This window comes from Urechidicola vernalis (assembly GCF_031846385.1).
Classification (GTDB): Bacteria; Bacteroidota; Bacteroidia; order Flavobacteriales; family Flavobacteriaceae; genus Urechidicola; species Urechidicola vernalis.
In genome coordinates, this window is sequence record NZ_JAVRHV010000007.1 from 48,844 (window position 1) to 68,618 (window position 19,775).

Below are 19,775 nucleotides of genomic sequence, written 5' to 3' on the forward strand. Positions count from 1 at the left end.
ATAATCTCTTTATTAAACTGTTGCTGTAGTATCCACCTTTTTGTTCTTCCAATATTGCATTACGATAAAGGTGCAAATCATAGATGATGCTATACCTTCTATAAAGATAGCGAATGCAATTAAGGGAGGAGTTAAAGATTCTCCCCATAATGTTGAACTTTCTAAAATTCGAAGGAATGAAGGATCGATATAAAATAAATAAAAGACTAAAGAGATAACCAAGAATATCAAAGCAGTCAGAGCGGTAAAAAACCCAATAAATAAATTTTGAAAATAAATAGAATTTCCATTTTCAAAAATATTTTTTTTGATGGCAGCATTTACAGCCCAAAAAACAAATAGGAAATTTAACATACGTAATTCCGTTACCGATTCTAGACCAACTAATTTCATAAGAAGAAAGAATAGAAGAATACCGATATACATTTTTATAGCGTTAGTGATTACAATTTTTTCAACAGACATAAGACAAAGATTTAAAAGTTTGAGAAAAGGACTATAGTATTTGAAAACTAGATTGTTAGTCGTTTTTTAATTTGTATCCTATCAATCTGGAATACGAATTAAATTAATTTGTAAAAAGAAAATCTTAATTTTAAGAATTAAATAATTTAAGTTAAACATTTAATTGATGCATTTTTCATCAAAACTTCCTAAGGTAAAAACCACAATTTTCACCATTATGAGCGCATTGGCTCAAAAGAATAACGCAATTAATCTTTCTCAAGGATTTCCGAACTTTGAATGTGATGAATTGCTAAAAAAAATGTGTAATGACGCAATGGTATCGGGTTATAATCAATATGCTCCTATGGCGGGTGTGATGGAATTAAGATCGGAGATTTCTAAGAAATATGAATCTTTGTATAATTCTAGTTACCATCCTGAAAGTGAAATAACAGTAACTGTCGGTGCTACTCAAGCTATATTCACGGTTATTAGTGCTTTTATTCGAGAACAAGATGAAGTAATTTTGTTTAAACCAGCATATGATTGTTATGAGCCTGCTATCGAAGTGAATGGAGGAAAGGTTATTCCTATTCAATTAAATAGACCAAATTACAGCGTAAATTGGGAAGAGGTTCAACGAAAGATTTCTAACAGGACTAAAATGATCATCATCAATACACCGCACAATCCTAGTGGTGCTATTTTTTCAGAATCGGATATGTTGAAATTGCAAGAATTAACAAATGGGACTGATATAATTTTATTGAGCGATGAAGTGTACGAGCACATTGTTTTTGACAATGCCCTCCATGAAAGTGTATGTAAATATGCTGGATTAAAATCTCGCAGTTTTATTTCGGCGTCTTTTGGAAAAACCTTTCACGTAACTGGTTGGAAGGTTGGTTATTGTTGTGGTCCAAAAGAACTGATGAAGGAGTTCAGAAAAGTGCATCAGTTTAATGTGTTTAGCGTGCATCACCCTACACAAATTGCATTGGCGAACTATTTAAAAGAGCCATGTCATTATTTGGAATTGAATGGATTCTATCAAGAGAAAAGAGATTTATTTTTGGACTTGATTAAGGGCTCTAAATTCGAATTCTCCCCATCTAAGGGGACTTATTTCCAAAATTTGAGTTTTGAAAATATAACAAATGAAGGAGATATAGATTTCGCAAAACGATTGGTAGAAGATTATAAAATAGCATCAATTCCTTTGTCAGAATTTAATGAAAACAATCGCGATGACAAAATGCTGCGTTTTTGTTTTGCGAAAAAAAGTGAGACCTTAAGACGAGCGGCTGATATTTTAAATTTGATTTAGTAATTTTAGAAGATGTTTAAAGAACTTAAAATTGCAGCGATTCAAACCAATATTCTTTGGGAAAATATTTTAGGTAACTTATCGCAATATGATGAGATGTTACAAAACATTTCGGAAGATGTAATGTTGATAGTGCTTCCTGAAATGTTTGCAACTGGTTTTACTATGCATCCAGAAAATTGTGCAGAAACCATGGATGGATCATCGGTAAATTGGATGCAGGATAAAGCCAAAGAATTGAATAAAGCTATTATGGGCTCGTTAGTAATTCAGGAACGAGAAAATTATTACAATAGAATGGTTTTTGTGTATCCAAACGGAGCACTTCGTTATTATGATAAACGACATCTATTTACTTTGGCTGGAGAGGATAAAAAGTATACACCAGGGATGGAACGATTGATTTTTGATTATAAAGGATGGAAAATTTGCCCTATGATTTGTTATGATTTGCGTTTCCCTGTTTGGTCTAGAAATACCAAAAATTATGATGTTTTAATTTATATGGCTAATTGGCCAAAACCAAGAATTAATGCTTGGGATACGCTTTTGAAAGCAAGAGCCATTGAAAATATGTCTTATGTGGTAGGTGTAAATAGGATTGGATTTGATGAAAACAACTACGAATTTAATGGACATTCACAAGCAATAGATCCTTTAGGAAAATCTATTGGAAATACATCTGAAAATTCACCCGAGATATTAGAGGTTATTCTAGATAAAAATAAATTAAATACGTTACGTAATAAGTTTCAATTCTTAAACGATCGAGATTCGTTCGAGGTTTACTAAGAAATAGGATTCATCCATTTAAAGTTGTACTTCGTATCCGGAATTACAATTCTTTCAGTAATTCTAGTCATACGGGCTGGCAACTTCATTAAATAATCACGTGCTTTTTCAGCTTCTGGAGTTAACCCGGTAATTTTATCTATTTCCCAAGCCTTGTTAAGCTTACTAAGAATATCAACATAATCGAAACCAGTATACACACCACAACGCTGTGCAACAGTAGAAAATTGATCAAACAAGTCACCTTTTTGCCCTCCAGATTCACGTAAGTGCATGGCAGGCATAACAATTTTATGTTTCATCATATGATGAAAAGCTAGCATCATTTCACTAGGATCATATTTAAAAACTTGTCTAATAAACTCAGTATATGCCAAATGATGTCTCATTTCATCACCAGCAATAATTTTTGACATTTTAGCCAATAATTTATGTCCTTTTTTACGAGCAATTTTTGCTACGTTATTATGAGAAACATATGTTGCCAATTCTTGAAAACTTGTATACACAAAGTTTTTATATGGGTCACGAGCCGTACCGATATCAAACCCATCCGAGATTAAATGTTGTGTAGTGATTTCAACTTCACGCATGTTTACGCGCCCAGATAAATAAAGGTATTTGTTCAAAACATCACCATGTCTGTTTTCTTCTCCTGTCCAAGCTCTAATCCATTTTGCCCAGCCATTATCTCCACCACCTTCACTGTGTTGTGATACGCCATCGACATCAACTAACCAAGATTCGTACGTTGGTAATGCTTCCTCGGTAATAGTATCACCAATTAAGCACACCCAAAAGTCATCGTCTAACTCTTTAGAGATTTCTCGAATTTCTTCAATCTCATGAATAAAGCTATCGCTTTGTGGATTTGGTAAAAAATCGGTTGGTTGCCAAATTTTTTCTGGAGCAATTAAAAAATTATCAACCAAACTATCGATATTTTTTTCGATAGTTTTCATTACCTCTAAACGGATATTAAATGTAGACATGACTAAATAATGTTAGTCTGGCAAAATTACGGCATTTTTAACCGTTTCTTCCACTTTTTCGAATAATTCAGGGAATTTTAATGATTTTGTTTCTATGGGTTCATGAACATCAAAAGTCAAATGAACACCTAATTCCATAGGAAAACCACCGAACTTTAAAAACTCCCATGAATTGTTAATTGTTACGGGTACTACCACCGAATTTGGAGCGAATTTGGTCAACATTTTTAACCCATTTTCTGAAAAACGTTTTGGTTTTCCATCGCGGCTTCTAGTTCCTTCTGGAAAAATAACAGCAGAAAAAGTCTTCTTTTCAATTAGTTGCCCTAATTTTTTAAGTACTGTTAAAGCTTGTTTTGGATTTTTTCTGTCAATTAAAGCACTACCTCCATGCCTTAAGTTAAAAGATACACTCGGTATCCCTTTTTCTAATTCTTGTTTGGCAACAAATTTTGGATGGTGTCTACGCATATACCAAGATAGCGTTGGAATATCATTTAAACTCTGATGATTTGAAACAATAATTAAAGGTTTGTCTGTTGGAAGGTGGTGTGAATTTCTAAATGAAATGCGCGTTCCTAAAATATGTAAAGTCCTAACCAAACAAAGATTCATAAAATTGACAACATGCCTATGTGCCGTGTAGCCACCTATATTAAGTGAAAGCCATTGTATTGGGTGAAATAATACCAAAATAAGCCCAAAGAACAAATAGTATATTGCAGACAAGGGGTAAGCAATAAGTTTTTTTAAAAACGTCATTAAATTTTTATTGAGGCTTAATTAAACCAAGTTGTCCAAGGAATTCTAGATAAAACAACAACTAAAGCCAATCCATAAAAAATGGCAATGGTTTTAAATTTAGCAGTATCGTTATCTTTCTTTTTATGTTTAGACCAACCCATTGTAATTAGCACAATTGCAATAATCATCATTAACGGGTGTTCAACTGCTAATAATCGGGTATAAGAATCAAGATTTCCAATTCCATTTTCCTTCAATAATTTATAACCTGGAGACATAAAATACCAGCCCAATCCAATCAATAATTGAATGTGAGTTACAATTAAAGTAAATAGTGAAATACGTAAGTCTTTATCTTTAAAATCTCTTTTAGAAGTTGTACCAGTTATGGCGTTTAGAGTTGCAATAATTAAGAAGGCTAAAACTAAATAGGCCCACCAAGAGTGAAGTTGAAGCATCATGTTTTTTATGGTTTTGATTCGGAAGTAAAAGTACTAAATAAATTAAACCTAAAATTTTTGTTTATCTAAATTTCGATGTTATTGGTAGAAAAATAGAGGGGACTTTCAATTTGATGAATTAGATTGTAGCATAAACTTATAAATTCAAATAAATATGGCTCAAAATAGAATTGCTTCAATTGATGTCTTACGTGCCTTAACCATGCTTTTAATGATTTGGGTCAATGATTTTTGGAGTTTAATTGACATTCCGAAATGGTTGCAACACGCATCTGCAACAGAAGATTATTTAGGTTTTTCTGATATAATTTTTCCACTATTTTTATTTATAGTTGGATTGAGTATTCCTTATGCAATTGCAGTAAGAAAGAAAAAAGGAGATTCGAATGTAGCAATTGCAAAACATGTCTTAATCAGGTCTATATCTCTATTAGTAATTGGTGTATATATGGTCAATTTTGAATCTATCAATCACGATAGTACTAGTATTGGAAAGCAATGGTGGGAAATACTGATGGCGTTGGCTGTTGTGTTAATTTGGATGAATTGGAAGCGTAGTCCATTACCAAAAAAAATGCACATTCCAATACAATTGGTTGGACTCGGAATATTAATTTGGTTGGCCGTAGTATATAAAGGTGGTGCTCATGGAGATGTTTGGATGAAGACCCAATGGTGGGGTATATTAGGCTTAATTGGATGGGCTTACTTGTTAAATGGGTTGGTCTTTTTATATGGAAAAGGTAAACTAGCCGTTATATTTGGTTTGTTTGTTTTATTGAATATTCTAGTAGTATTGAGTCATTCTGATCTACTCCCAAAATTACCAAAGTATCTGAGTTTCTTAGGAGTTTGGTATGGCGGGACGGTTCCAGTGTTTACTACAGGTGGTATTTTAGCAACCTTACTTTTTCAAAGGTTGTCTATCAACAAATCCAAATCAATAGTAAGTGTACTAACGTTGATTGGAATAATATGTATTTGTTATGGGCTATTGATAAGACCATATTGGGGTATTTCTAAAATACAAGGAACACCAGCTTGGGTTGGAATCTGTTTAGGAATTGGATTTATTTCATTTGCTGTTTTATATGTTATTTGTGATGTGAAAAAACACACGAAATGGGCAACTATTATTTCCCCTGCTGGTACTGCAACACTGACTTGTTATATGATTCCTTACTTTGTATATCCTATTGCTATACTATTGAATATAGACTTTCCTGATTTCTTAAATACGGGTGTTGTTGGACTTATAGGTTCTTTTGTTTTCGCATTATTAGTAGTGCTTTTAGTAGGTTGGTTTCAAAAAAGAGGATATAGTTTAAAGTTGTAACTTTTAATTATTAAGCATAAAAAAAAGAGGTCGTAAGACCTCTTTTTTCTTTCAAAAATTAACTCAAATAATTGATGAAAATTAACTAAAAAACAAGTTTAATATCCTGGAGTTTGCTCTAATAATGGGTTTCTTCCAATCATATCATCCGTAATAGGTAATAGTAATAGATAAGCGTCGTTTACATACTGTACTTCTTGGAATACGTAACTGTCTCCAGCTCTTCTTAAATCCCACCATCTTTTACCTTCTCCAATAAATTCTTTGTAACGCTCATTTAAAATTGCATTTGCGTTATCAGTAGGAGTGCTATTTACATAATCATGTGTTGCTGGGTCATAGTTTGCTCCAAATGCTCTTGCTCTAATTTGGTTGATTTCTCCTGAAGGATCTTGACCTTTCAAGTTTTTAGCTTCAGCAATTAAAAGCAAAACATCTGCGTATCTGTACACTGGCACATCATTTTCGAAAATTCTATCCGTAGCATCTACCTTACCCAAGAATTTATTGAAAATTGAACCGAAATAAGCAGGCTCGTCATAAGTTGGGTAGCCAGTTCCTGCATTATCATCAATATATAATCTGATAAAAGTGGCATCCTTACGCTCATCATCATTATCGTCTAACAATAAAATTGTTTTTTCATGTTGTCCGTAACGATTTGCACCTGCAATAACAAAGTCAATCATAGAATCTCCCGCATCGTTAAATTGAGGGTTGATCTCTGTACTTCTTCCAGTTAAACTATTGTAAATGTTAGAAGCTTCATCTCTTGTATAATCCATTGCAAAAATGAATTCACTATTATTTTCATTGTCTACGCCCCATAAAGTTGACATACTATCCTCTAAACTAATACCTAATCCAGCAATTGAACCAAGTGCGGTTAAAGCTTCGTCTAAATCTGTATTTCCTCCGCCTAACAAGTTTCCAGACCAGATAAATACGTCTCCTTTTAGTGCTAGCGTTGCTGCTTTAGACCAATATACTTTACTGTCTTGGAAGAAACTGTTATCAGTTCCAAATGAACTTAAAGAGGCTGCAATATCAGCTTTTATTTGTGCCATTACTTCCGTTTGAGAAGATCTAGGTTTACTTAATGCAGAAGGGTCAACATCAGCAAGAGGTTCCAAAATAATTGGCACATCTCCCCAGGTTTTTAATAGTGTATAGTAATAGAATGCTCTTAAACCATAAGCTTGTCCCATTACATGATTTTTATCTGCTTCTTCAACAAATGTAATGTTTGGTACATTTAGGATAAAGTCGTTAATTCTGTGAATTCTTGTATACAATCCGCCCCATCCACCAAAAGGTGCATTTGAAGCTGAAATATTAGATTCGATTAAGTCTAAATCGGCAGCAGACTCATAGGTTCTTCCACCCCAGATATCACTTCTTACTTCTCCTAATCTCCAAAACGTACCGGCAGATGATCTTAAGTTGGCGTGCATACCTGTAAGCGCTGTCATGGCTCCTTCTTCAGTATCCCAAAATCCGGCAGCGGTTAATTCGCTAGGACTGGTTAGTTCTAGTTGGCTTTCGCATGAACTTACAAGAACAGCGGCGAATAATATGTATATAATTTTTTTCATTTTTCTAATATTTAAAATGTTACGTCAAGTCCTAATGTAAATGTTACTGGCATAGGGAACTGTCCGTATTGAACACCTCCAACTTCTGGTGTATCTCCACTCATACTTTTAAAGTAGTGTAGGTTACTTCCTGTTGCAAAAAGGTTCATGTTTTGAACAACACCTTTAAATACATCTGTTGGTACGTTGTAATTTAAGGTTACCTCTCTAATAGCTAAGTAATCTCCTTTTTCCCAGAATTGGCTGTTACCTGCATTTTGTAAACTCGTTGAACTTCCAAATGAACTTCCTTCATTTCCTCTCCAAACGTTTTTCGCTGCATTAACGAATACCATTCTAGGCCAATCTGTGTCAGTGTTTGTTGGTGTCCATGAATCTTTCACCTCAATTGGTTGGTTCAAGTTTCCTTGCGTTTGTCCATATCCTTTTGCTCTAATATGGTTCCAAACTAAATGACCAGTTGCAAAATCTGTTTTAACAAATAAGTTGAAGTTCTTGTATTTTAAACTAGACGTTAAACCTCCAACAAAATCAGGAGTAGTTCTACCAATCACTTTTCTATCTAAACTATTGATGACATCATCACCATTTTGATCTACCCATTTTACATCTCCAGCCCAACGTTGGTTACGGCTAAAGCCTGGCATAATCTCGTCAGTAATATGGTTGTCTGCATCGGCATCTGCTTGATCTGTATAAATACGATCTTGAATGTAAGCAACAACTAAATCTGTTCCAACTCTCTGTCCTTCTTGTAGACCTCCAACCCATTCTTCTTGGCCTGTTTTAGCATTCCAGATTAATGTTCCGTATTGTCTATTTAAGTCATTGTCATTTTCTGGAAGATCAACTACATAATTTTTATTGGCAGAAAATGTTGCTCCAACATTCCATGTCCAATCGTCGTTTCTAATGATGTCTCCATTAATTTGCATTTCAACACCTTTGTTTCTAATAGTACCATTGTTTGTTAAAATGCTACTGAATCCAGTGTAATAAGGCAATGTTAAATTAGCTAATTTGTCTTCAATATCTCTAGAGTAGAAATCAGTAATTAATGTTAACCTGTTATCAAATAACGCAACATCTAAACCTCCGTTAAGCGTAGTAGATTTCTCCCATTGCAAGTCTAATGTTGGTAAAGCAGTATTTGCATAACCAGTTTGTCCATTATAAACTCCTTGGCTACCATAAGCACCATACACACCGTAGTTGCTTAATACCTCTTGGTTTCCGTTAACACCATAACTCAATCTTGGCTTCACTCTGTTTAAAACATTCGCAAAAGAAGAATTTATAAAGAAATCTTCGTTGTGTAAATTCCATCCAAAAGAAACTCCAGGGAAGAATCCGTATTTGTTATTGCCTAATCTTGATGAACCATCATTTCTGAAAGTAAATGAGAATAAATATTTATTGTTATAATCGTATAACAACCTTCCGAATACTGAAGAAATTACATATTCAGTTTCAAAACTTGAAGGAATACCATTTGCTTCTGCTCCAGCATTTAATGTTTCAATTAAATCCGTTGGAGAATTTCTTGTTCCTGCAGAAGTTGAAAAATAATTGTCTTTGTAATATTCAGCACCTAATAAAGCATTGAAATTGTGATTGTCAATTTTCTTAGTATAATTTAAAGTACCAGTAACTTGGTTTCTTAAAGTTCTGCCTAAACTAACAGCAGCTTCACGTCCAGTTCTTAATGGCCCAGTTGTGCTTCCAACTCTATAGGCTCTGTTAAAACTTTCGTTATGATTGTTAACTGTAAAGTGGCTTCCGTTAACCGCTAAGGTTAAGTCGTCAATAATATCCCAACTAATACCAACATTAGCTGATAAACGTTGCTCTAAGTTTTTTCTAACAAATTTATCTTGGTAGTACAATGGGTTACCAAATCCTTGGTTTTGACCTACTGCATAAACATCAGACCAAGTTCCATCAGGATTATTATCGTAATCTCTAGATGTTGGTGCTTGCCCTTGGAATCTTCTAAATACGGTGTTGTCGCTACCTAGTGGACTTCTACTTAAATTAGAATGAGAATATAAAATGTTAGAGTTCACTTTTATGTTTTCTCTAATATTATAAGAGCCACTGAATTTACCAGAATATCTTTCAAATCCAGAACCTAAAATTAGTCCATCATTGTCTAGAATTCCTAAACCTAAATAGTAGGTTCCATCTTCATTACCACCGTCAAAAGATAAGTAGTGGTCTCTTGTACTACTATCTTGATAAATTCTATCACCTACGTCTTGATTGTCATAGAATAAAATTTCTTGACTCGGATCTAAAATATCCGGAATAGAGTTCCAACCAGGCTGATTTAATAAATATTGATTTGCAGGTGTGAGTGTTTGTGTTGTAAAAGGTGAGTTAGTTGCGTTACCACCAGTTGCAAACGAGTTAGCACCAGTTAAAAACTGACGAATAAAATTAGGGTTGTTTAAAACCTGCTCTGCGTACTCATGACCTTGTCTGTTATAGTTCAAGAAATCTTCGGCAGTTAAGTATTCTTGATCGTTACGTTCGTTATTTATACTATACTTGTATTTATAGTTGATAGAACTTTTACCAGCTTTACCAGATTTTGTAGTTACCAAAATAACTCCGTTTGCAGATCTTGCTCCATAAATAGCAGTTGCAGCGGCATCTTTTAATACCTCGATCGATTCAATATCGTCTGAGTTTAAGGCGTAAAAAGAACTTGGTATCCCATCAACTAAAATAAGCGGGTCTCCTTTACCGTCAAAAGTAGATCCACCACGTAATACAATTTGAGGAGTAGAACCAGGTTGTCCTGTAGTATTGGTTACTCTTAATCCGGCAATAGTTCCTTGTAAGGCTGTTGCTGCGTTCGATCTTGTTGAGGTTTCTAAAATTTCAGTATCTAATTTTGCAACCGAAGTAGTAAGTGTTGCTCTAGATTGTGAACCATAACCCGTTACTACAACTTCGTCTAGTACAGAGTCATTCTCTTCCATAGAAACGTTAATTGTAGTTTGATCTGCTACGGTAATCTCTTGTGTTGCGAATCCAACAAAACTGAAGACCAATACGTCTCCGGCCGATACATCAATAGAAAAGTTTCCATCAAAATCTGTTTCGGTTCCGGTGGCTGTCCCTTTAATTATTATACTCGTACCGGGCAGCGGTTCGTTTTGCGAGTCTGTTACAACTCCTGTAACAGTTTTAGTTTGACTATATGCGCTTGTGCACAGTATCATCAAACAAAGCATGAATATGCTTTTAATAAGTTTGTTTGTTTGTCCCATATTATATTACTTGTTTTATGTATAACATAATGCAATACTATACATTATTTTTTGAACAAACAAAAAATCTTAGCCCAATCAGCGAAAATAAATGATTGAGTTTTAAAATTTTCCGAAAAATATGGAGGCAGACCAAACGGTTTTTTTTGTAGTTGGTTAGCGTCAATGTAGGTGATGGTTTGCTGTTAATCGATCTTGATTTAGGCTCTGAAATCTACCGTGTTTATTGGTTGTTTTTCATTATTTGGTTTGATTTAACCGACTTCTTTTTGTATCTTTAATAGACGGAAATAATGTAATTATCTGCAATATTTCTTTGTTAATTCAATTCGGTTACCTAATATTGCATTATGTTATACATATTAAAATGAATATAAAAAATTTAATCGCTGCTACATATACTCCATTGAAAGATGATGGATCTTTAAATGTTGATTTAGTGCCTAGATACAATGAGTTCTTAAAAAAGAATAAGGTTGCTGGAGTCTTTGTAAATGGCTCAACTGGAGATTTTGTTTCCTTAACAGTTGATGAGAGAAAAGAAATAATAGAAGCATGGTCTAAAGTGAAGTCTGATGATTTTTTTGTTATAAACCATGTTGGTCATACAAGTTTAAAGGTTTCTAAAGATTTGGTAACGCACTGTGCAGATAAAGTAGATGCAATTTCTACGTTGGCTCCGTATTATTTTACTGTACCGACTTTAGAGTCGTTGGTAGAATACTGTGCTGAGATTGCGGCTTGCGCTCCACACTTGCCTTTTTATTATTATCACATTCCAGTTTTATCTGGGGCGGATTTTTCAATGCTAGAATTTTTAAAATTGGCTGAGACAAAAATTCCAAATTTAGGCGGGATTAAGTTTACCAAGAATGATGTTATTGATTATAGATATTGTAAAAACTATAAAAATGGTAAATACAATATATTGTATGGTGTAGATGAAATGTTGCTTTCTAGTTTGCCTTATGAGGCTACTGGTTGGGTAGGTAGTACCTATAATCACTTAGCGCCATTATATTATGGAATTATTGAAGCGTTTAAGCTGGGAGATCACACACTTGCTTCTCAGTTACAGACGAAATCGGCTCAGTTTGTCGATGAATTGAATGGTAGAGGTGGATTTAACGGTGCCGGTAAATCTTTTATGAAAGTTTTAGGTGTTGATTGTGGGCCATGTAGGTATCCGCATAAAACATTTTCAGATGAAGAACTTTCCGAAGTGAAAAAAATATTAACAAATTCGGGTATAATGGATTATACCAGTAAATTGTAATTTCAAGTAGTTTAGTTTTCAAGGAGCTCGGTATATTTTGTACCGAGTTTTTTGTTTAAAAAAAAATTGTATGATTATTGATAAATTAGAGAATATCGATTTATATAAATCGATAAGTAATAACCTCACAGGTGCGTTAGAGTTTTTAAAAATTATGGATCTATCTTCACTAGCCTTGGGTAAGACGATTGTCGATTTGAATGAAGAAACTGTTTTTGCAATCGTAAGTGATTATGAGACGAAAGAAATTGACGAGTCAATTAGATTAGAGGCACATCGAAAATATATAGATATTCAGTTGGTATTGAGTGGAAGTGAAGAAATTGGATTTGTTTCTAAATTCGATCAGATTGCCTCAAAACCATATGATTCAGAAAACGATTATGAATTGTTTCATGAAGAATTTAAAACGGTTATTCTTAAGGCAGGTCTTTTCTGTATTTTGTTTCCAGATGATTTACATGCTCCTGGATTAATTCATGAGAAATCTGAAACCGTAAGAAAAATTGTTATTAAAGTTAAAATTTAATAGTACTCTTAGAGAATTCTGTAAAAATGAGGATCTAAATGTTGTCGCATTGCTGTTCTAAAGGTTTCAGGATTTCCAACTTTTAAATTGTCCAATAAATTACGGTGGGTAACTACTTTTCCTTTAACGTAATTCTCATCCAAACCTTGTTGTTCATGAACAAACTCAAAAACAGGAAGAAGTAAAACCTGAAAACGTTGCAAGGTAACATTGCCGGCCATTTGATATAGTTTTCCATGAAATTGAATTTCATGTTCTAAAGAAAATATAGAGTTGTCTACACCTTCGGCCTCACCTGCTTCTACAATTTTTTCTAATTCATCAATCCCTTTTTGTGTTTTTCTTGCAAATAAGGAATCTGCCATGCCCATTTCTAGCATTAGACGTAACTCAAATAGGTTTTTTAAAGTTTCATTTCCCAACAATTTAGGATCCAAAACGCGTTCAAAATTATCTATAAAATCCGGTTGGGTTAGAATCATTCCACGATGCTTTTTTGATTCTACCAAGCCAAGAGTCCTTAAACGCAAAAGTGCCTCGCGTACAACCGTACGGCTTACTCCGAGTGATTCCGCAAAATCTAGTTCCTTTGGAATAGCGTCTCCGGGAACTAAATTATTATCTTTAAAGAATTGAATTAGTCGAAGTTCTACTTTGTCAACTAGTGACAGGTTTTTTAAAGGGGCGATTTTTTTAAATTTCTTAGTTTCAGACATGAATAGTTAGTTCTTTTTTAGCGTCTTAATTCGATAAACAAAAATAAGTAAATATATTTAACGAATATTACATTCATTCGTGAAGCAATTGCTCAAATATACACAAAAAATTAAATATGTCTGATTTATATGTAATTTTAATCTGATTTCTATCAATTTAACTTAAATTATTCGAGTGTAATTAATAAATTTTATATTTTTGTCTTATGTTAGACATATTAAAACATAGAACACTTAGTAAGCAGTATAAAGACACCTTATTAAAGGATGTGATTCCATTTTGGGAACAAAATTCTGTGGACTTCGAGAATGGTGGGTATTATACATGTTTGGATAATACAGGAAATGTTTTTGAAAAGGATAAGTTTATGTGGCTTCAAGGGCGCCAAGCTTGGATGTTTTCTATGCTTTATAATAAAGTTGAGACAAACGAAAAATGGTTAGAAATAGCAAAAAACGGAATTGATTTTATTGTAAAGAATGGAATGGATGCTGAGGGTAACTTTTATTTTTCAACAACCGAAGAAGGAGAAGCGTTGGTGCAGCCCTATAATATTTTCTCAGATTGTTTTGCAGCGATGGCATTTAGTCAGTACGCAATTGCAAGTGGAGATGAAAGTATCAAAAAACTTGCAGTCGACACCTATAGAAGCATTTTAAAAAAGAAGGATAACTCAAAAGGGATTTATGAAAAATCTACCGGAGCAAGACCTCTAAAGAGTTTTGCTTTACCAATGATTTTATCGAACCTTGTTTTAGAACTCGAAGATATTCTTCCGAAAGAGGAAGTAGAAAAAACCATTGACTTCAGTATTCACGAAGTTATGGAGGTGTTTTTGGATAAGGAATCTGGAATTATTTATGAGTTCGTAAAACCTGATGGCTCTTTGGAGGATAGTTTTAACGGTCGCTTATTAAACCCCGGTCATGGAATTGAGGCCATGTGGTTTATGATTGATATTGGTATTAGAAGAAACGATCAGAGTCTAATTCAAAAAGCAACAGATACTATTTTAAAAATCTTGGAGTATAGTTGGGATTCAGAATTTGGAGGAATTTTATATTTTATGGATGCCAAAGGGTATCCTACACAACAATTAGAATGGGATCAAAAATTGTGGTGGGTGCATTTAGAAACTTTAGTTGCACTTGCAAAAGCATACGAGCATACACAAAGAGAGGAATTGTTGCCTTGGTATCAAAAAGTGCATGACTATTCTTGGTCACACTTTTCAGACCCGGAAAATGGAGAGTGGTATGGTTATCTAAATAGACAAGGTGAAGTGCTTCTTGATTTAAAAGGAGGTAAATGGAAAGGGTGTTTCCACGTGCCAAGAGCCATGTATCAATGCTGGAAATCCTTCGAAAATATTGAAAGTAAATTATAAAATATGAAAACTCCAAGACCCTATATTCTGGCAGAGACCAACTGGAAACATGTTAAAGATGAACAGTTTTCAATTGCGATATTACCATGGGGTGCAACCGAAGCACATAATTATCATTTGCCTTATGCAACAGACACCATTTTAGCCGATAAAGTTGCCAATGAAGCTGCAAAGTTGGCTTGGGAGCAAAATTGTAAACCGATTGTATTACCAGCTATTCCCTTTGGTGTAAATACCGGTCAGATGGATGTTCAATTATGTATGAATATGAATCCATCTACACAATATGCTGTACTAAAGGATGTGGTTCAAGTTTTAGACACACACAACATTCATAAATTAGTAATTGTAAACGCTCATGGCGGGAATAATTTTAAACAAATGATTCGTGAATTGAGTCTTGAGTTTCCGAATGTGTTTGTGTGTTCATTGAATTGGTGGCATGCTGTAAATCCTTCTGATTATTTCGATGAACCAGGTGATCATGCGGGTGAATTAGAAACCGCGGCAATGATGCACGTTACACCAGAATTGGTGTTGCTCTTAAGTGAGGCGGGAGATGGAGCTGCAAAACAATTTAAGATAAAGGGACTAAAACAAGGATGGGTTTCTGCTCAGCGAAAATGGACATCAGTTACTGAAGATACTGGAGTGGGAGACCCGAAAATGGCAACTAAAGAGAAAGGAGCCAAATTTCTAAATGAAACAACAAAGGCAATAGGTGAATTCTTGGTTGAATTACACCATGCCGATATAAATAATATGTACGAATAGAAAAACTAGAAAAAATGAGAAAATATATTTTAGGTTTAATTGCAGCATGTTCAATTTCTGCTTGCGCACAAACAAAGGATTTTAAAATTGCTGAAGGAATCATTCATTACGAAGATTTGTTCAATAAATCGATGCAAGATGATGTAGAGTGCTATAGGATTCCGGCAATAGTAACAGCGCCAAATGGCGATTTAATTGCAGTAATTGACGAGCGTGTTCCAAATTGCGGTGATTTAAAATGGAGTAAAGACATTAATATTATTCAGCGTCGTAGTTCGGATAATGGAAAAACGTGGACACCTATTGAAATGGTTATTGATTTTCCGTTTGGTCAATCGGCTTCAGACCCATCAATGATTGTTGATGAGGTTACAAAAGAAATTTTCTTGTTTTACAATTACATGGATTTAGACAAGGAATTAAATGTGTATTACTTACATGTCTTGAAAAGTTCAGACAACGGTAAAACTTGGGGTGAGCCAGTAGACATTACCTCGCAAATTGCGAAACCAGAATGGCATAAAGAGTTTAAATTTATTACATCGGGTAGAGGAATTCAAACACGTTCTGGAAAATTATTGCATTGTATGGTTAATTTAGAAAGTGGAATGCATTTGTTTGGAAGTGATGACCACGGTAAAACTTGGTTCTTTATCGATACGCCAATATCACCAGCAAATGAATCTAAAGTTATTGAATTGGCAGATGGAACTTGGATGGTAAATGCCAGAGCAAATGATAAAAAAGGAGTTCGTTATGTGCATACTTCAACTGATGAAGGTAAAACTTGGGAAACAAAAGCGGAACCTCAATTGATTGACCCAGGTTGTAATGCAGCAATTCTTAGGTATACATCAATAGAAGACGGTTACAAGAAAAACAGATTACTATTTGCAAATGCCGCTTCAAAAAAAGGGCGTGTAAATATGACGGTAAAAATCAGTTACGATGAAGGAAAAACATGGTCTGAAGGAAAAGTTATTTATGAAGGAAAATCTGCTTATTCAGATTTAACAATTTTAGAAAATGGAGACATCGGTTTGTTCTTTGAACAAGATGGTCATAAGAAAAACCCATTTGTAAGTTTTTCATTGAAGTGGCTAACAGACGGAAAAGACAAATACAAAAAGCCAAGAAAGAAGTAATACAATTCTTTTAGAATGCCATAAATATGATTAAAGACTTAGCAGATTTTCATTACCCTTTGAGTTCGGTTTTTCAAATGCCGAAATCTAAAGAAGAATGGGATGAGTATAGGTTAACCGAAGACCAAATTGCTCATTATAATGAGATGGGATATGTTTCTGGTATTAAATTATTTGATGAAAGTCATTTAAAATTATTAAAAAAGGAATTAAATGAAATTAGAGATCCAAAACATCCTTTACATCATTTGTTTCATGAATTTCATTCAAATGAGTCAACGAATGAAAACTCGGTATTGTTTCATTCTTTAGGGCATTGGAGAATTGGACAAACCTTTCATGATATATTGTGGAATCCGGCTTTTGTGATGGCTGCAAGTCAATTGTTAGGTAATCGTTCTGTACGTTTTTGGCATGATCAACTTTTTTGCAAACCAGCAAAACACGGAGGAGTTGTCGCTTGGCATCAAGATTATTCATATTGGACACGAACAGTTAAAATGCAACATTTAACCTGTTGGACTGGTTTAGATGATACTACAACAGAAAATGGTTGTATTCATTACATACCCAAAAGTCATAAATGGGGACTATTAGATGCTCCAAATTTGGCAGGAGATATGAACGGCTTAATGCAATATTTGACTGAAGAACAAAAATCAGCATTTAAACCTGTTGCCATAGAATTGAAAAAGGGTTACGGAACATTTCATCACCCATTAATGGTACACGGATCTTACGAAAATCATTCCGATATCAGTAGGAGAGCATGCGTATTGAATGTCTTTGCAGATGGAACTGTAAGCGATACGGATAAAGAATTATTGAAAGGAGTTCCAATAGTTAAAAAAGGGCAAAAAATGGAAGGAAAATTTTTCCCACTACTTTATAAAAACATTTAAGTATGAACCGTCTTTTTTTATTGAAAATGTTAGTGATTCTATTGGTTGTTGAAAGTATGGTTGCTCAAAAAATTAAAGTCGCTTGTATTGGTGATAGCGTGACTTTTGGCGCTGGGATTGAAAATAGAGAAGAAAACTCGTATCCTGTTCAATTGCAAGAATTGTTGGGAACTAAGTATGAAGTTCAAAACTTTGGATTTTCTGGAGCGACACTTTTAAAAAATGGCCACAAACCTTATTGGGAAAAACCACAGTTTCAAAAATCTAAAGATTTCGAGCCTAAAATTGTAATCATACATTTAGGGCTAAATGATCAAGGCAACAATAATTGGCCTGCTCACAAAGAAGAATTTATTGATGATTACTTGGAGTTGATCGAAGTTTATAGAAAGTTACCTTCGAAACCAAAAGTTCTAATTTGTAAAATGTCACCAACATTATCTGGGCATCATTGGTTTGAAGAGGGTATGCGAGAGAGTTTCAAAGAAATTCAAACGAAGATTGAGGAGATTGCAACAATGGCAAAGGTAAAACTCATTAATTTGCACGACCCACTAAAGTACTTCCCTGAATATTTACCGGACAATTTACATCCAAATAAAAAGGGAGCCTCCATAATTGCTAATAAAGTATACGGTGCTATTTCCGGTGATTATGGCGGATTGCAATTGCCAAAATTATATGGTGAGAAAATGGTCTTACAACGGAATGAACCTGTAGTGATTTCCGGAACTGCCAATGAGAATGATCAAATCAAAGTTACTTTAAACAACAGTTCATTAGAAACAAAAGCAATAAATGGTACTTGGAAGGTGGTTTTTCCAAAAATGGAAGCAGGAGGACCTTATCAACTTTCGATTTCATCTGAACAATCTCAAAACATTGTTATAAACGAGATTTATATAGGTGAAGTTTGGTTGGCTTCAGGGCAATCTAATATGGACTTTAAAGTCCACCAAATGAAAAATGCCAAAACCGTTTTAAGTGATTCGCTAAATAAAAATATTTTCTTGTTCTCCATGGATCCAAAAGTTTTGGGGCCTAATAAATTTACTGAAGAAGAGAAGACATTATTAAATGCGAATGACTATTTCAAATATTCTGGATGGAGTAATGCAAATAATGAGATTTTATCTAATTTTTCCGCTGTTGCATACGCTTATGCTTACAATCTTCAAAAAGAATTAAATGTACCGGTAGGTGTTGTTTGTAACGCAATTGGAGGTTCACCCATTCAAAGTTGGGTAGATAGAGAATGGATGGAGCAAAAGCACGAAACCATAAGTTTATTGAATGATACATGGATGCACCCTAAAATGAACAAGTGGGCAGCTGGGCGAATCTCTGAGAACTTCGGAGGAAATAAAAGAAGAGCAACTAGGCACCCGTATGATCCAACATTTTTATTTGATGCAGGGGTAAGGCCTATAAACAATTATAATTTTGCTGGAGTTATTTGGTACCAAGGAGAATCCAATGCACATGATATCGAATTGCATAACACCTTGTTTAAAATGCTTGTTGACAATTGGAGAAGAGCATGGAACAAAACTGAAATGCCATTCTATTTTACACAGTTAAGTAGTATTAATAGAGGTACTTGGGGTGCCTTTAGAAATTCACAAAGTAAGTTGACCAGTATTCCAAATACAGGTATGGCGGTGACCTTGGATGTTGGGCATAAAACCGATGTACATCCAAAAAAAAAATGGATTGTAGGCGAACGACTTTCAAAAATTGCCTTGGCAAACACCTATGGAAAAAATATAGAGTATTCAGGACCTGCTTTAGATTTTATAAATGTGAACGAGAATAAATTAGAGGTTTATTTTAAACATGATAATGGATTAAAAACGGCTGATGGATTGCCTGTAAAAGATCTTAAAATTGCTGGGAATGACGGAGTGTTTATTCCAGCAGATTCAGAAATAAATAATGGAATATTGTATGTGTGGTCTTCCGAAATAAGTGAGCCACGTTATGTACGATATGGATATACACCTTTTAGTGAGGGAAATTTAATTAACGATGCTAAGTTACCAGCGTCAACATTTTCAAACGAATAACAAGTTC

17 protein-coding genes are annotated in these 19,775 nt (G+C 34.2%); 10 read left to right on the forward strand and 7 right to left on the reverse strand.

Annotated features, from left to right (window positions below):
* Positions 1–12: 12 nt before the first annotated feature.
* Positions 13–465, reverse strand: coding sequence for a hypothetical protein (locus RM519_RS12200; protein WP_311594099.1), 453 nt, complete (start codon positions 463–465; stop codon positions 13–15).
* 166 nt (positions 466–631) lie between these two features.
* Between RM519_RS12200 and RM519_RS12205 the strand changes: the two genes are divergently transcribed.
* Together RM519_RS12205 and RM519_RS12210 are read left to right on the forward strand one after the other, a co-directional pair.
* Complete coding sequence (locus tag RM519_RS12205) at positions 632–1,774, forward strand: methionine aminotransferase (RefSeq protein WP_311594100.1); 1,143 nt, start codon at positions 632–634, stop codon at positions 1,772–1,774.
* A 12-nt stretch (positions 1,775–1,786) separates the two neighbouring features.
* Positions 1,787–2,566, forward strand: a complete 780-nt coding sequence (locus RM519_RS12210) for an amidohydrolase (protein WP_311594101.1) — start codon at positions 1,787–1,789, stop codon at positions 2,564–2,566.
* Here the strand turns inward: RM519_RS12210 and RM519_RS12215 are convergent.
* From RM519_RS12215 to RM519_RS12225, 3 genes are read right to left on the reverse strand one after another with little or no spacing between them, the layout of a single operon-like run.
* Positions 2,563–3,558, reverse strand: a complete 996-nt coding sequence (locus RM519_RS12215; protein ID WP_311594102.1) for an acyl-ACP desaturase — start codon at positions 3,556–3,558, stop codon at positions 2,563–2,565. The genes RM519_RS12210 and RM519_RS12215 overlap by 4 nt on opposite strands.
* A gap of 12 nt (positions 3,559–3,570) precedes the next feature.
* A complete protein-coding gene (locus RM519_RS12220) occupies positions 3,571–4,320 on the reverse strand; it encodes a lysophospholipid acyltransferase family protein (protein ID WP_311594103.1) in 750 nt (249 codons plus the stop codon).
* Between the two features lie 17 nt (positions 4,321–4,337).
* Complete coding sequence (locus RM519_RS12225; RefSeq protein WP_311594211.1) at positions 4,338–4,760, reverse strand: hypothetical protein; 423 nt, start codon at positions 4,758–4,760, stop codon at positions 4,338–4,340.
* Positions 4,761–4,917: 157 nt separating this feature from the next.
* On the opposite strand from RM519_RS12225, the gene RM519_RS12230 reads away from it, so the two are divergent.
* A complete protein-coding gene (locus RM519_RS12230) occupies positions 4,918–6,099 on the forward strand; it encodes a heparan-alpha-glucosaminide N-acetyltransferase domain-containing protein (protein WP_311594104.1) in 1,182 nt (393 codons plus the stop codon).
* 98 nt (positions 6,100–6,197) lie between these two features.
* On the opposite strand, the gene RM519_RS12235 is transcribed toward RM519_RS12230, so the two are convergent.
* Both RM519_RS12235 and RM519_RS12240 read right to left on the reverse strand, forming a co-directional pair.
* Entirely contained in the window at positions 6,198–7,694 is a 1,497-nt protein-coding gene (locus RM519_RS12235) for a RagB/SusD family nutrient uptake outer membrane protein (RefSeq protein WP_311594105.1), read from the reverse strand.
* A gap of 11 nt (positions 7,695–7,705) precedes the next feature.
* Complete coding sequence (locus tag RM519_RS12240) at positions 7,706–10,924, reverse strand: SusC/RagA family TonB-linked outer membrane protein (protein WP_311594106.1); 3,219 nt, start codon at positions 10,922–10,924, stop codon at positions 7,706–7,708.
* A gap of 415 nt (positions 10,925–11,339) precedes the next feature.
* Between RM519_RS12240 and RM519_RS12245 the strand changes: the two genes are divergently transcribed.
* A complete protein-coding gene (locus RM519_RS12245) occupies positions 11,340–12,248 on the forward strand; it encodes a dihydrodipicolinate synthase family protein (RefSeq protein WP_311594107.1) in 909 nt (302 codons plus the stop codon).
* Between the two features lie 70 nt (positions 12,249–12,318).
* Positions 12,319–12,777, forward strand: a complete 459-nt coding sequence (locus RM519_RS12250) for a NanQ anomerase/TabA/YiaL family protein (protein ID WP_311594108.1) — start codon at positions 12,319–12,321, stop codon at positions 12,775–12,777.
* An 8-nt stretch (positions 12,778–12,785) separates the two neighbouring features.
* Here RM519_RS12250 and RM519_RS12255 read toward each other — a convergent pair whose 3' ends face one another.
* The gene (locus tag RM519_RS12255; RefSeq protein ID WP_311594109.1) at positions 12,786–13,493 is read right to left on the reverse strand and encodes a FadR/GntR family transcriptional regulator; all 708 of its coding nucleotides are present in this window, start codon (positions 13,491–13,493) and stop codon (positions 12,786–12,788) included.
* Positions 13,494–13,699: 206 nt separating this feature from the next.
* Here RM519_RS12255 and RM519_RS12260 point away from each other — a divergent pair, with 206 nt between their 5' ends.
* From RM519_RS12260 to RM519_RS12280, 5 genes are read left to right on the forward strand one after another with little or no spacing between them, the layout of a single operon-like run.
* Entirely contained in the window at positions 13,700–14,881 is a 1,182-nt protein-coding gene (locus tag RM519_RS12260) for a n-acyl-d-glucosamine 2-epimerase (protein WP_311594110.1), read from the forward strand.
* Positions 14,882–14,884: 3 nt separating this feature from the next.
* Positions 14,885–15,655 (forward strand): creatininase family protein, encoded by a 771-nt coding sequence (locus RM519_RS12265; RefSeq protein ID WP_311594111.1) that lies wholly within the window; start codon positions 14,885–14,887, stop codon positions 15,653–15,655.
* Between the two features lie 14 nt (positions 15,656–15,669).
* Positions 15,670–16,800, forward strand: a complete 1,131-nt coding sequence (locus RM519_RS12270; protein WP_311594112.1) for a sialidase family protein — start codon at positions 15,670–15,672, stop codon at positions 16,798–16,800.
* A 26-nt stretch (positions 16,801–16,826) separates the two neighbouring features.
* Positions 16,827–17,702: a phytanoyl-CoA dioxygenase family protein gene (locus RM519_RS12275; protein ID WP_311594113.1), complete on the forward strand. Its 876-nt coding sequence runs from the start codon at positions 16,827–16,829 to the stop codon at positions 17,700–17,702.
* A 2-nt stretch (positions 17,703–17,704) separates the two neighbouring features.
* On the forward strand, positions 17,705–19,768 hold the full coding sequence (locus RM519_RS12280) for a GDSL-type esterase/lipase family protein (RefSeq protein ID WP_311594114.1): 2,064 nt from the start codon (positions 17,705–17,707) through the stop codon (positions 19,766–19,768).
* Positions 19,769–19,775 lie beyond the last annotated feature (7 nt).